This window comes from Rothia sp. HMSC069C10, from assembly GCF_001812205.1.
Taxonomy (GTDB): domain Bacteria; phylum Actinomycetota; class Actinomycetes; order Actinomycetales; family Micrococcaceae; genus Rothia; species Rothia mucilaginosa.
The window spans coordinates 43,049-56,361 of record NZ_KV808306.1 but is presented as its reverse complement, the minus strand read 5'-3'; the positions used below and the strand labels follow the sequence as shown (position 1 = coordinate 56,361).

Here is a 13,313-nt window from a genome sequence, read left to right as displayed (position 1 = left end):
ACTAGCCCCTCAACTGCATGGTGGTACCGCCAACGCGGAAATCATCACCGGGCTCAATCGGGGTCGCACGAGTCAGACGCTCGCCATTGACGAACGTACCATTAGTAGAATTCAAATCCTCAAGGAACCAACGGGAACCCTGAGGGAACAGGCGCGCATGGCGACCCGAGGCGTAATCATCCTGCAGGGACACCTCAATGTCATTAGCGCGGCCAATAGTAATCGGGTGGTCCCCCAGCTGCATCATCGCGCCAGCCTGCGCACCGGCAGTAATCACAAGCTGCGAAGGGCGAGTCGGCGGAGGTGCAATATGGGTAGCCTCCGGAACCGCATCAACCGGTGCCGCACGATAGTTCTTACCCAAACCAAGGTCACGGCGAGCCGCCGAAACCACCAGGAAAACAAAGAACCAAATCAGAGCCAGAAAAGCGTAACGAAGGATAGTAACGGTCAATTCAGACGCCATTAACGGACACCTCCGGTCGAACTATGGAAGATGATGCGGGTATTACCCATGCGAAGCAGCGAACCGTTCGCCAGCACCACCGGCGCACGCAGAGGCGCACCATTAATCAACGTGCCGTTGGTAGAACCCATATCGGAGGCGACCACCGCACCACCCTGCATCGAAAGCTGCAGGTGACGGCGAGAAACACCCTTATCGTCCAGACGAAAATCAGCATCAGAACCGCGGCCCAGCACAAACGGCAGGTGGTTCACCGGGTGCATGCGACCCTCAATCTCCAAGAAGAAACGGGGAGCCGCCGCGGGGGACGCTACAGGCATGTTCAGGCGAGGCGCAGGAGCCTGCTGAGGCGCAGGGCTGGGTGCAGGCTGAGCCGGCTGAGCAGCCGGCTTAGTAATGCGGGTCGGCAAAGAAGACTCACGCGGCGGACGCACCGGTGCATAGTTAGTAGCGCCGCGCAGAGACGGGGACGCCGGAGCCTCCGGTACAGAGAACGGCTCGAAGGTCGCAACAACCTCAAACTCGCCCTCAGAGAGAGAATCAAGAACGTTGAACGTCACGCGAACCGCGCCAATGAGGGTGTAACCCTGCGCGCGGGCGTGCGAAATCGCCAAATCGCACAGCTCAACAGCGAACGGGTTGCCCCACTCGCGCACGCGAGGGAAATCAACCGGTGCGAAACGGAGAGTATAGACATTAGGAGCCATAGTGCGGCCACTGCCGTCCACGTAGGACTCGTCATCCATCATGATGCGGACGCGGTTAGCAACATCCGCCTTCGCAAAGGTGCCGAAGCCCTTGGAAAGGCCGACAGTGCGGCCGATGCCTTGCTCCAGCTTGCCCAGCTTGTCGAAAAACTTCATGCCGCCTCCTTCTCAACGACCATTCCGAGCAACAGACCGCGCAAACGGTCTTTATCCGAAAGGCTCAGTTTAACGAGCGTGTCTGTGCGTTAGCTGTGTGTCCTGTGAATGAACACACCCGGTTCTATTTTAGGTGATGCACTCGCCATCGCTCTGGAACCCCGTCATTTAGCGGGGAATTGGTTATGGATATGAAAAAATCCCCGGTTCTTTCGAACCGGGGATCGTTGGTGCGCGAGGGGGGAGTTGAACCCCCACGCCCTCACGGGCACACGGACCTGAACCGTGCGCGTCTGCCTATTCCGCCACTCGCGCATGTGTCTTACGGTGTATCACCGCAGGCAACACATAAAACTATACGGACTGCATGCGGTGCTGTCCAATCGAGAGTGTGTGACCTTCGTTACTTAGTGTTGGTGGGGGTGTCAGAAAGAGACTCTGAAGCACTATCGGAGGCGCTATCCGGGGCACTATCAGACGCTCCACCGGAAGCAGCCGCATCGGACGCAACCGCGGAACCCCGCTCCCGCGCCATACGCTCCTGTTCAGCACGCTCCCGGTCAATACGCTCCAAACGCGCACGCAACAACCACGTCACCGGACCCACATACGGCAGGCACAGCACCAGCAGAAGCCACTTCAGCTTCTGTACCTCCGAAAAATGCGGGTTCCGATGAATCGTCACCAAGCACAATAGCGCCAACGCAATACCTGCCAGAAATACAACCGTGACCACCAGCTCCAGTACGGCACGCCAATCCATAAGCCCTCCTAATATCCTTCCTAAGCATACAGACCCGGAGGAATCCACAAGCCCTCAGGGTAGTTCAAGGAGGTGTTCAGAGCCTACCCCGATGGGCAGCCCCATACGCCCCTCAAGCACGCAAAAGGGCCCGCCCCGCAACACAGCAGGACGGACCCTCCACAAAGCCTTACACAGAAACCTGCGTGTAGCTCACAAACTAGCGGCTAATCTTCTTAGCCTTCTTCGCAGCACGACGCTCAGCAGCCTTCGCATCATACTCAGCCCAGAACTCACGGGTAGTCACCGCATCAGTACCATCCCACGCCGCAAGATTCTTCAACTCAGGCATATCCGAAGCCTTGAAAATCGGCTCCAAACCAGCCTTACGCTGAGCCTCATAGTTCTTCAACACCGCAACAACCTGCGGAGTCATCAACAGAACCGCCGTCAAGTTCACAATCACCATGCCGGCATTCAACATATCCGCAGTAGTCCACACCAGATCCAGCGAAGAAATCGCACCGAAGAACACGAATACCAGAACCAGTGCACGGAAAATATTCATCGGCAGCTTACGCTCAGTCACGAAACGCATATTCGACTCGCCGTAGTAGTAGTTACCAATCACAGTCGAGAACGCAAACATGAAAATCGCGATAGTCAGGAAGTGAACCGCCCAATCGCCCAGCTGCATAGCCAGCGCCGACTGAGTCAGCGACGCACCACGCGAACGATCACCATAAGTCGGGTTCGACAGCAGAACAATAAACGCAGTCACAGTACACGCCATCATCGTGTCAAAGTAAACACCCAAAGTCTGCACGTAACCCTGCTTAGCCGGGTGAGAAATAGTAGCGGTCGCACCAGCGTTCGGAGCAGTACCCATACCCGCCTCGTTAGTCAGCAGGCCACGCTTCATACCCCAAATCACGGCACCCATCGCGCCACCGGTCACGAACTCCTTGATGCCAAAAGCACCCTGGAAAATCATCAGCAGCATCTCCGGAACCTTGCCAATGTTCAGCAGAACAACCAGCAGACCCAGCAGCAGATACAGTACCGCCATAATTGGCACCAGCCACTCAGTCACCGAAGAAATCGCGCGAATACCACCGAAAATAATAGCCGCGGTCAAAGCCACCATAATCAGACCAATAGTGATGCGGAAGCCCATCGAGTTAGTACCCGAAACATCAATGCTGAACGAGTTCGCCGCAGCATCGACCACAGCATTCGTCTGAACCGCCACAAACACAAACGCATAAGTGACCACAATGAACGCCACGAAGATGTAACCCATCCACGGAGCATTCAGGCCGCGCTTCATGTAGTACGCCGGACCACCAATATAGGAATCCTTACCGCGCTCCTTATACAGCTGACCCAGAAGGGACTCCGCAAAAGCAGAAGCCGCACCAACAGCAGCAATAACCCACATCCAGAACACAGCACCCGGGCCACCCATAGCAATAGCCAAAGCAACACCCGCAACAGTACCGGTACCCACACGAGAAGCCGCCGAAACAGTAAACGCACGGAACGAAGAAATGCTCTTCTTACCGTCAGCCTCACGAGCAACCGGGTCACCCAGGACACGGACCATTTCCTTAATGGAACGCCACTGCACACCGCGAGTACGGATCGTAATGTACAGACCAGCCGCAATCAGAGCGTAGTAGAGGAAATTACTCCACATCCAGTTCTGCACGGCATCCACGGAGGAAGTCAGTTCCGCAGTCTGCGTATTAATGTCCCCGATGATATTCAGAAGAAAATCCACTCGGCACTCCAATCTTGAAAGCAAAAAGCCCGCACGCTCAAATCCGAAAGACGGACAACGTGTGGGCTACATTGCTGGGTGGCGCGGACTCAAAGCCGCGTAACGGAGACAGATACACTCCGTATGATTAGTCACCTCATTGTGGGGTGCGCAACCCTCACGGAGCAACTTAAAAAAGGGGCCCAAGCCAAAATGTAACGAATACTTAATATATGGGCAGAGTAAATATAGACTCCGTGGAGGTGTTGACGGCACCGGCAGGGCGGGCACAAAAAGCCCGGTACAAGGCACAAAACCTCGCACCGGGCTTAGCGGAGAAGCGGGGGCATCGGATGGGCTATGAGCGTTCAGGCTTCACAAACGGGAACGACAACACCCCACGAATCTGCGTCTGAGCCAACAGCATCACCAAACGGTCCACGCCCAGACCCAAACCACCCGTCGGCGGCATACCCGTCTCCAAGGCGTAGAGGAAATCCTCATCCACCTCCATCGCCTCCAGATCACCCGAAGCCGCCTTCAACGACTGCTCCGTCAGACGCTCACGCTGCACCAGCGGGTCCGCCAGCTCAGAATAAGCACAGCCCATCTCCATGCCGTTAATCACCAAATCCCAACGCTCCGCCAAACCCGGAACACTACGATGCGGCGCCGCAAGCGGACTCGTCTCGGCAGGGAAATCCGTATAGAACGTCGGCTCCACCGTATGTGCCTCAACCAGCTCACCATACAGCTCCTCAACGATGGCACCCGGACCCATACCCTCGTGAACACGCACACCGTGCTGCTGCGCCAAAGCCAGCAACTCCTCAAAATCCGTCTTCTGCACATCCACTCGGCGACCCAGCGCCTCCGACAGAGCATCACACACCGACACCACACGCCACGGACCCGACACATCAGATACCGTGCGCTCGCTCGAAGCCTTACGACCCAGCGGCAACGACACCGAACCAAACACCGCCTGAGCGGCATCCTTAATCAGACGCTCCGTCAACTCGCGCATCTGCACATAATCCGCATACGGACGATACGCCTCAAGCACCGTAAACTCCGGATTATGGGTCGCATCAGCGCCCTCATTGCGGAAATCACGACCCAGCTCATACACCGGACCGCTACCGCCCACCACCAGACGCTTCAAATACAGCTCCGGCGCAATACGCAGCGTCAAATCCTCGCCATAGGCATTGATATACGTGCGGAACGGGCGCGCGCTCGCGCCACCGTGCACCGTATGCAGAATCGGGGTCTCCACCTCAAGGAAACCCTCCGCATCCAGCCGGGCACGCAATGCCTTAATGACCGCGGTACGCAGACGCAGATTCTGCATCTGATCCGGATGCACCAACAGGTCCGTGGAACGGCGACGCAGACGCGCCTCCGGGTCAGTAAAGGAGTCGAAGGGGATGGGGTGCAGGCTCTTCGACGCCATGTGCCAGGAGGTGGCAATCAGCGATTGGGTACCGTTACGGCTCGCCCCGTAGGTGCCCCGCACGGTGATGATGTCACCGGTATCCAGGTTGCGGGAGGCGAGGCTCAGCGGGCGCTCGCCCACCAGGCTGCGCTCCATGACGACCTGCAGGGTTTCACCCCCTTCAATCAGAGTTGCAAAGAGGACTCCACCATGGTTGCGAAGCGCGCGAATACGCCCCGAAACCATGAATTCCGAATTTGGAATATTTTCAGAAGAGAATATACGCAGGGCATCCTTCACGCCCAGTACAGGAGCACTGGTACTGCCCAAAGAACCACCCAGCGGATACGGCTCCATGCCCGCCGCACGCAGCGCCTCCAGATGGCGCAGACGGTGCTGAGTCTGATCGCTACGCGACACCTCAGGAAGCTCTTCCATAGTAGCGAGCTGCATCTGGTGAAGAGCCTCCAGCTCATCTGCAGAAAGAACCTGCTCCTGATTCTGCAAACGGCGCGCCGACAGATTCGGCAAAAAGCCCTCCGCCATACCCGCCGCAACCACAACATTTGCCATCGCCAACGTCGGCTCCGTCGCCAAAAAACGAGGAACCCACAGCGGGGCAAACTTCAGATTGAAACGATACAGGCGGCGCAACTGCAGAAAACGATCCAGCACACCCAAAGAGCGGGACGCGAAACGGTTCCATGCCGACGCACCCACCTGATCAGCAGCCTCAAAAATATGGCCGAACATCGCAAAATTCAGCGACACCCGACGCACACCCAAAGACGCCGCCTGCTCCATCAGCGAGGCCACCATAAACTCCACCACACCATTAGGTGCCTCAGGGGAGCGGCGCATCACATCCAAAGACAGCCCCGTAGGACCCCACGGGACGAACGACAGCAGAGCCACCATCTGATCAGCCTCATCATGAGCCGACACCAGAACAGACGAAGAATCCGCCGGATCATTCACACGATTCAGCGCCATCGAGAAGCCGCGCTCCACACGCCCATGACGCCACGCCGAAATATTCTCCGCAACCTGCTGACGCTGCTGCTCATCCAACTCCGCAAAGCGACGCATCTGCGCCGTGTACCCGCCGCGACGCACACGCTGAACCGCCTGACGCACCGGTAGCATCGACGTGTCATTGAGCGTGAAACGGTCCGCCTCAAGGACCGCCTCCTCACCCATCTGAATAATCGACAGACCCGCACGGTTATAGGCGCGCGCACCCGCCTCACTCACGCTCAGCGCCGCAGGAACCCAACCGTAACTACGCGCCTGCAACATCCACTGCTCAATCGCGGCATCCCACGAATCCGGGTCACCCACCGGGTCGCTCGACGCCAAACACACCGAACCCACCGAACGGTACGTAATCGCCGCCCTCTGATCCGGAGAGAAAATCACCTGCTTATCGCGACGCGTCGCAAAATATGAGAGCGAATCATTGGCACCGTACTGCTGCAGCAGGGCGCGGATCTTCAGCTCCTTCTCGCCGGTCCACGCATCCGGGGCACGATAACCGCGAGCCAACAGATACAGCGCCGCAACCAGCGAGGCACCGTAACCAAAAGACGCCAAGAAAGCCACCACATCAGCAGACCACACGCCAGGATGCGTACGCTCAATACCCATGCCGTGCATGAGTAGCTCCCACGGGGTGATGAAACGCAGCGGCTCCCACACACCAATACGGCAGAGGTACCAGAGCACCAGAGTAGTCAGCAGGATGCCGCCAACAGCCGTAGCCGCCGCACCCGCCCACGAGAGGCGACCAATGCGTGCCGGGAACGCCGAACGAATCGAGAAAAGGAAAGGCACCAGCGCACACGCAAACACGATGGAGAGCGTATCGACCGTCGAGGAGAAAATACGGTCCTTCGGCATAATCCCCGCGGGGAACACCAGCGTGAAGGCGCTATGGGTCGCAATCAGCGCGCCAAGCACCTGAAAAACGATGGCGGCAATGAGAGCGGCACGCTTGCGCACAATCAGCCCGGACACAAGCACAATCATCGTAATGGCGCTGGGTAGCGTGTGCGTGGAGGGAATATTCAGCAGGTCAGCGGTGACTTCCCACCAAGTGAAGCCGCGACCGTGCCGCAGAGGAGAGATAATCCACGCGAACGTGGTCAGTAGCGCGGCAAAAGAATACACCCCGATCACCACGCGTGCTGATATCTCTGCATACCTTGAGGGAGGCGCAGGCGCCTGTCTTGCTCGTGCTGTACGGCGACGTGAGGTAGTGCGGTGAGACATCATTATCAGCGAGGAATCGGGGTGTAGAGAAGGTAGTAGACCTTAGAGGTTCTGGCTAGGCTTCAGCCTTCGGGTCACGGTAGGTGCCCTCGAAGACGTCGGGGATGCCGTTGTCGTCAGCGTCCACGCTTTCCTTCTCAGCCAGGGCACGGTAGTGCTTGTTACGGCGAGACAGGATAGCCGCGCCCACAATGGCAGCCAGAACAGAGCCAACGAGAATCGCAATCTTTGCGTCTTCGGTGTGCGGAGAGCCGTGCGGGAAGGACAGCTCAGCGACCAGCAGGGACACGGTGAAGCCGATACCGCCGGTTGCAGCCAGACCGATCACGTCAATCCATGCGATGTCCGGATCGAGGTTAGCGTTCTTGAAGCGAGTCACGAGCCAGGTGGTGCCGAAAATACCGATGGTTTTACCGGCAACCAGTGCGACCATAATGCCGACCGCCACCGAGTCGGTGAGGGCGCGTCCGAGGCCTTCAAAACCGCCCACAGCCACACCCGCGCTGAAGAATGCGAAAATCGGCACGCAGATGCCGGTAGAGAGGGGACGGAATCGGTGCTCCAGCACCTCTGCAAGACCGTGTTCAGCCTGTGCCGCCTCAGAGCGAGCGGACATCTTCACGGGCACCAGGAAGCCGAGAACCACACCGGAAATGGTCGCGTGAATACCGGACTCGAGGAAGAGCGCCCAGGTGATAATACCCAGGGGCAGAAGTAGCAGCCAGGCAGCCAGCGGCTTCAGGTGCAGCATGGTCTCACCGCGGTAGGCAATGAACGCAAAAAGAGCGAGGGGAATGAGCGCGAAGAGCAGGTACTCGCCGTGGAAGTTATTGGTGTAGAAGATCGCGATAATGCAGATCGCAATCAGGTCATCGACCACTGCCAGGGTCAGCAGGAAGACACGCATCGCCGAGGGGAGGAAAGTACCCACGGCGGCGAGAACAGACACCGCGAACGCAATATCGGTTGCGGTGGGGATCGCCCAGCCGTGCAGAGCGGTGGGGCTGGTGAAGTTCAGCGCCGTGTAGATAATCGCGGGCACTGCCACGCCACCGAAGGCGGCCGCAATCGGCACAATAGCGGTGGAGGGCGACTTGAGGTCACCAATCACGAATTCCTTCTTCAGCTCCAGGCCGGTGAGGAAGAAGAAAACGACGAGCAGACCGTCTGCTGCCCAGGTTCCGATGCTCATCTGCAGGTGGTTGAAGCCGGGGATGACCGGACCAACAACGGTGTCTCGCAGACCAAAGTAGAAGGTGGATGCGGGGGTGTTGGCGAGTACTACTGCCAGCACCGTCGCAATCAGAAGTACGGTACCGCCGACTGATTCTGCACGCAGAATGTCGGCTACGCGGCGTGAGTTGCTATATGAGCCGCGGCTGAGGGTATCTGGGTTGGTGTGAGTCATTCTCTCCTCTTTCTGCCGCGATATTATGCGGCATCTAAGGCTTTTAAGTTTACTCTGCACTGTATGAGTATTCGAGTACCGGCTGGCGGCTTTTAGCTCCTGGACGGTGCACCGCGGTGTGCTTTTATGGCGTATATGCATAAACGTTCCGCCCTCGCCGCGTGGTGCGGTGAGGGCGGAACGTTTTAGTATTTCTGCAGGTATTCTGCGTGGTCGACTAGGTGTCTAGCCGCCTGAACGCAAGATTAGGAACCAGCGATTGCGGGTGCGCCGGACTCCTGACCGTGGTCGTGTGCCAGCTCGCGTGCAACGTAGTTCTCCAGGTCGAAGAGGTTGCCGTTTGCGCGCTTCACGATGGTCACCAGGGTCTCCATGGTTGCAACTTCCTCAACCTGTTCCTTCAGGAACCAGAGGATGAACTGCTCGCCCAGTGCGTAGTTCTCAGCGCGTGCTGCGGAGAACAGGGCCTCGATCTGACCGGTGACAGCCTTCTCCTGTGCCAGGGACATGTCAACGATTTCCTGAACGTTCTCGAAGTCGTTCTTGACAGCGGGAACAGCGGGGATCTCGACCTTGTGGCCGCGGTCCAGCTTGTACTGAACCATCATGAGTGCGTGCTCGCGCTCTTCGAGGGACTGCTGGTAGAAGAACTTAGCCAGCTGGGGCAGGTCCTCACCGTCGAGCCAGATAGCCATGGACAGGTACTGGTGGGATGCAGCGAACTCGTGGCCGATCTGCTCGTTCAGAAGGTCGTAGAAAGACTTAGACATATGGTTTCTCCTTATATGGTGGTTGCTTTTGGGTGCCGGGATGGCGCGGTGCAACCTGTTGATATTTATCGTAAGGGGTGGGGTGCGCCATGTACAGAGAGAAAAGGCTAATCGGTGAATCAGATAAGGTACCCCTGACATATTGTCACCACAACCCTTAGTGTGGATGCCCTGAATACTTTCTTTGGATTGTGTGGTATTGGGTGTGTTTCCTTGAGATTTCGCGGTTTAACAGGGATAGACAGCGGGTTTAAAAACCACAAACCCTACGGCTCAAGGTAAACATAGAGACACCATGTTGGGTGCCTGCGCATGGGGCTAGAGGGCGCAAAAAATCTTAAAAATCTCTCGAAAATGCGGCGAAACTGATGTGGCTAGAACCCCGATGCGCCCCCAACCACCTCCGTAAAGGTTGTTCTGCGCGCGCCTTTAAAGAGATAAGGCACGTTCCCAATGGGAATGTGCCTTATCTCTGGTTCTCTCAACTCTCATCCCTCTGTGGGGTGGAGGAGGTTAGTGTGCGGGGTATTCCCCACGCTGCAGTGCATCAATCGAGATGACGTTTGAGGGGGTGTTGCCGAGGACTGCCTCGCCGATTTCTGCGAGATGCTCAACCTGTTCGGTGGTCAGGTGGTCGAAAATCTGGCGGCGTACTTCGCTCACGTGGCCGGGTGCGACCTCCTGCACCTTCTGCTCGCCTGCGGGGAGCAAATGGCAGATGCTGACGCGGCGGTCTTCTACACTGAGGGAGCGGCGGACGTATCCATCCTTCTCCAGGCGTGCTACAACGCGGGAGAGGCGTGCCGGGAGGGTGTTGGTAGTAATTGCCAGCTCGGTCATGGTGAGGGAATGATCCTTGGACTCGGAGAGCATCGCGAGCACCATGTATTCGACAAAACTAATGCCAGCTTCGCTCTGCAGCTGGTTTTCCAGTTTGCGGGTGAGGCTGAAGATGATGGAGCTGATAAAGAGCCACCCTTCTCGCTCTTGCTGGGAGAGCCACTGGATGGATTCGCTGTGTGCGGTATTGTCAGACCGCTGCGCAGACGTGGTTGGTATGGACACGGGATTGATTCCTCTTTTATCGGATATGGAGCTCTCTTATTAAAGAGAGAAGTGGCGTGTTGGCACCCATTGTAGCGAAAGGTCTGACTAGGTGACTCAAAATTGGTACGGTCAAGTAATGCTTGACACTTTGGTGCTAATTTTTTGAGGGGTGCCAGGGGTATCTTTTTGCACGCAGTGACTGCAAATACCCGGGGTAAGCAAGTGAAATACGACATATTTAAAAAGATTTCTGGTACAAGTATAGACGAGACCATACCAAGAAGCACCTCCGTGCATAATGCCAACTTCCGCGGAATATCAGGGTTTTTTGGGTGGTGGAAGAAAATTCTCGGGCCGGCAAAGAGTGTTCCGAGGTCGAAAAATAACGAAACGGTAACAAAAATTTTAAAAAAATCTCGGTTTTGGCTTTGCAACCGTAATGAAACCGTGTACACTAATTACATAACGGGGTCGAAGGAAGCCTCCGAGGCGAGACCGGAAGCTCGCTTCGATAGGTTCGACTCTCTATTTATCGGTGATTGTCGTCGGTGTACGAGTAACTCGTATTTCTACCGACGGATGTGCGGTGCGGGTGCAGTTCGTGGTTGGGCTGCATTCCGTACCGTATCTTTTTAACTCAAATTTCTATCAACTCACTCTAAGAGCATCCAATGGTCGGGTGCTCTTTTTCTTTACCCTCATATCGGCATCAGCAAGAGCGCTGTACGAGCCGGGGGAGGAGCATACGAGGAGGCGCAAACACCTGTGCTGTTATGTAGCTATACAAGTGTGGCTACGCCGCCTGGCTACACTGCGTACCTGCGGTATTGTCGTGCCGTATCGTGCCAGGAGTGTTATCCACAGGGGTTATCCACAGTGTGGAGAACTTACGCCCGTGTGATTTGGTGGAGCGGAATCGAGGCTCGCCACGGGCCCAATTTAAGAGCTCTGCAGAAAAATTCTTGTAATTACAGGCTTTCACAGCCGTTAAAACCGAGGGTCAGTTCTTAAATAGAAGACCTTTTCACCTTTAAATCCGCGGAACGCCAGAGTTTCCACACCTGTGGATAACCCTGTGCACTTAATCCACCGCCTCCGGCGCTAAGCGGCGTGTAAGGGGGCTCGGCGTCCCTGCCGGCGCCCAATATTTTGGCTAGTAGAAGGAAAAACGCCCCGAGTGAGGGCAAAAATTCTGTAGTTTATCCCCTGCGCATCCCCAAAATAGGATGTTATCCACAGCAGTTATCCACAGTGTGGAGAACTTACAGTACTGTTATTCACATGAGTGCATACCCCGGTATTTCGCGGCAGAAAGGGGTGTAAGCCTTAAATAGCCTGTTGATACACACGGTTTTCCACAGCTGTGGGGAAAAGTCTCCGCCTAAAATCCACAGGCTCGAGCGAGGTCTTACATAAATGTGACGCTCCCCAACTCATGAAAAGTAAAGTAAACGCTACGCTGGTAATCTTTAATACAAGCCAAGTTTTCTAATGAAAGGCATCATCATGGCTGAAAAGTACACCCTCCCCGAGCTCCCCTACGACTACGCGGCGCTCGAGCCCCACATCTCCGCAAAGATCATGGAGCTGCACCACGACAAGCACCATGCAGCATACGTTGCAGGCGCTAACGCAGCTCTCGAGCAGCTTGAAGAGGCACGCGAGAACGGTGCATACGGCAACGTCTCCAAGCTCTCCAAGGACCTGGCGTTCAACCTGGGTGGCCACACCAACCACTCCATCTTCTGGAACAACCTGTCCCCCGAGGGTGGCGACAAGCCCACCGGCGAGCTGGCAGCAGCAATCGACGAGTTCTTCGGCTCCTTCGACAAGTTCCGTGAGCACTTCACCAATGTTGCACTGACCATTCAGGGCTCCGGCTGGGCAATCCTCGCATGGGACACCGTTGGCAAGCGCCTCATCATCGAGCAGCTTTACGACCAGCAGGGCAACATCTCCGTTGCGCTGATCCCCGTTCTGCAGCTGGACATGTGGGAGCACGCATTCTACCTGGACTACCAGAACGTCAAGGGCGAGTACGTCAAGGCATTCTGGAACATTGTGAACTGGGCTGACGTTCAGGCTCGCTTCGAGCGCGCAGTGTCCCAGACCAAGGGCCTGGTCCTCTAATCTAGATTTTCGTCAGCGCGGTGAAGTGGCCGCGGTGAGGTAACTGAAACGGGTGCCCGGCGCCTCCATATTCGGAGGTGCCGGGCACTCGTTTGTTGTATTCAGATGTTGCTCCGGGGGTGGAACCCTAGAGCGCCAGCGTGCGGTCAATGCGGATGCGGCGGCAGAAATCCTCATCATGGCTCACCACGATAAGCGCACCGGTGTAGGCTTCGAGCGCCTGCACCAGCCAATCCACCGAAGAAATATCGAGGTTATTCGTCGGCTCATCCAGCATGAGTAGCTGCGGCACCGGATCTGCCAGAAGCACCTGCGCCACCGCTGCGCGGAAACGCTCACCGCCGGAGAGCTCACCGGTCTTATGGTGCACGCTCTCACGGCGGAAAAGCAGGCGCGCCAACTGGTCACGCAGATGC

General features: G+C 56.7%; 10 protein-coding genes and 1 tRNA gene. 1 reads left to right on the top strand and 10 read right to left on the bottom strand.

The features are described 5' to 3' along the window. Position 1 precedes the first annotated feature (1 nt). From HMPREF2842_RS08960 to HMPREF2842_RS08920, 9 genes are all read right to left on the bottom strand, one after another. The gene (locus HMPREF2842_RS08960; RefSeq protein WP_005507379.1) at positions 2–466 is read right to left on the bottom strand and encodes an FHA domain-containing protein FhaB/FipA; all 465 of its coding nucleotides are present in this window, start codon (positions 464–466) and stop codon (positions 2–4) included. Then, entirely contained in the window at positions 466–1,329 is an 864-nt protein-coding gene (locus tag HMPREF2842_RS08955) for an FhaA domain-containing protein (protein ID WP_070644384.1), read from the bottom strand. Before HMPREF2842_RS08955 ends, HMPREF2842_RS08960 begins: the two co-directional genes overlap by 1 nt. A 228-nt stretch (positions 1,330–1,557) precedes the next feature. Further along, positions 1,558–1,644: transfer RNA gene (locus HMPREF2842_RS08950), tRNA-Leu, on the bottom strand. Positions 1,645–1,732: 88 nt separating this feature from the next. After that, a complete protein-coding gene (locus tag HMPREF2842_RS08945; RefSeq protein ID WP_070644382.1) occupies positions 1,733–2,092 on the bottom strand; it encodes a PLDc N-terminal domain-containing protein in 360 nt (119 codons plus the stop codon). A 199-nt stretch (positions 2,093–2,291) separates the two neighbouring features. Next, the gene (locus tag HMPREF2842_RS08940; RefSeq protein ID WP_070644380.1) at positions 2,292–3,854 is read right to left on the bottom strand and encodes an alanine/glycine:cation symporter family protein; all 1,563 of its coding nucleotides are present in this window, start codon (positions 3,852–3,854) and stop codon (positions 2,292–2,294) included. A gap of 337 nt (positions 3,855–4,191) precedes the next feature. Further along, positions 4,192–7,545 (bottom strand): bifunctional lysylphosphatidylglycerol synthetase/lysine--tRNA ligase LysX, encoded by a 3,354-nt coding sequence (gene lysX / locus HMPREF2842_RS08935; RefSeq protein WP_083309234.1) that lies wholly within the window; start codon positions 7,543–7,545, stop codon positions 4,192–4,194. A gap of 52 nt (positions 7,546–7,597) precedes the next feature. Continuing rightward, positions 7,598–8,950, bottom strand: a complete 1,353-nt coding sequence (gene nhaA / locus HMPREF2842_RS08930) for a Na+/H+ antiporter NhaA (RefSeq protein ID WP_049341966.1) — start codon at positions 8,948–8,950, stop codon at positions 7,598–7,600. Positions 8,951–9,195: 245 nt separating this feature from the next. Next, complete coding sequence (locus tag HMPREF2842_RS08925) at positions 9,196–9,720, bottom strand: ferritin (protein WP_049341967.1); 525 nt, start codon at positions 9,718–9,720, stop codon at positions 9,196–9,198. Positions 9,721–10,233: 513 nt separating this feature from the next. Then, on the bottom strand, positions 10,234–10,785 hold the full coding sequence (locus tag HMPREF2842_RS08920; protein ID WP_083309233.1) for a MarR family winged helix-turn-helix transcriptional regulator: 552 nt from the start codon (positions 10,783–10,785) through the stop codon (positions 10,234–10,236). A gap of 1,488 nt (positions 10,786–12,273) precedes the next feature. Here HMPREF2842_RS08920 and HMPREF2842_RS08915 point away from each other — a divergent pair. Next, positions 12,274–12,897 (top strand): superoxide dismutase, encoded by a 624-nt coding sequence (locus HMPREF2842_RS08915; RefSeq protein ID WP_005507370.1) that lies wholly within the window; start codon positions 12,274–12,276, stop codon positions 12,895–12,897. Between the two features lie 127 nt (positions 12,898–13,024). Here the strand turns inward: HMPREF2842_RS08915 and HMPREF2842_RS08910 are convergent. After that, positions 13,025–13,313 (bottom strand): ATP-binding cassette domain-containing protein (locus HMPREF2842_RS08910; RefSeq protein WP_141752196.1); only part of this gene is annotated, 289 nt, incomplete at its 5' end.

Bases quoted from the DNA above. Each gene is read 5' to 3' on its own strand.
- HMPREF2842_RS08960 (WP_005507379.1), bottom strand. From the start codon at position 466: ATGGCGTCTGAATTGACCGTTACTATCCTTCGTTACGCTTTTCTGGCT.
- HMPREF2842_RS08955 (WP_070644384.1), bottom strand. From the start codon at position 1,329: ATGAAGTTTTTCGACAAGCTGGGCAAGCTGGAGCAAGGCATCGGCCGC.
- HMPREF2842_RS08945 (WP_070644382.1), bottom strand. From the start codon at position 2,092: ATGGATTGGCGTGCCGTACTGGAGCTGGTGGTCACGGTTGTATTTCTG.
- lysX (WP_083309234.1), bottom strand. From the start codon at position 7,545: ATGATGTCTCACCGCACTACCTCACGTCGCCGTACAGCACGAGCAAGA.
- nhaA (WP_049341966.1), bottom strand. From the start codon at position 8,950: ATGACTCACACCAACCCAGATACCCTCAGCCGCGGCTCATATAGCAAC.
- HMPREF2842_RS08925 (WP_049341967.1), bottom strand. From the start codon at position 9,720: ATGTCTAAGTCTTTCTACGACCTTCTGAACGAGCAGATCGGCCACGAG.
- HMPREF2842_RS08915 (WP_005507370.1), top strand. From the start codon at position 12,274: ATGGCTGAAAAGTACACCCTCCCCGAGCTCCCCTACGACTACGCGGCG.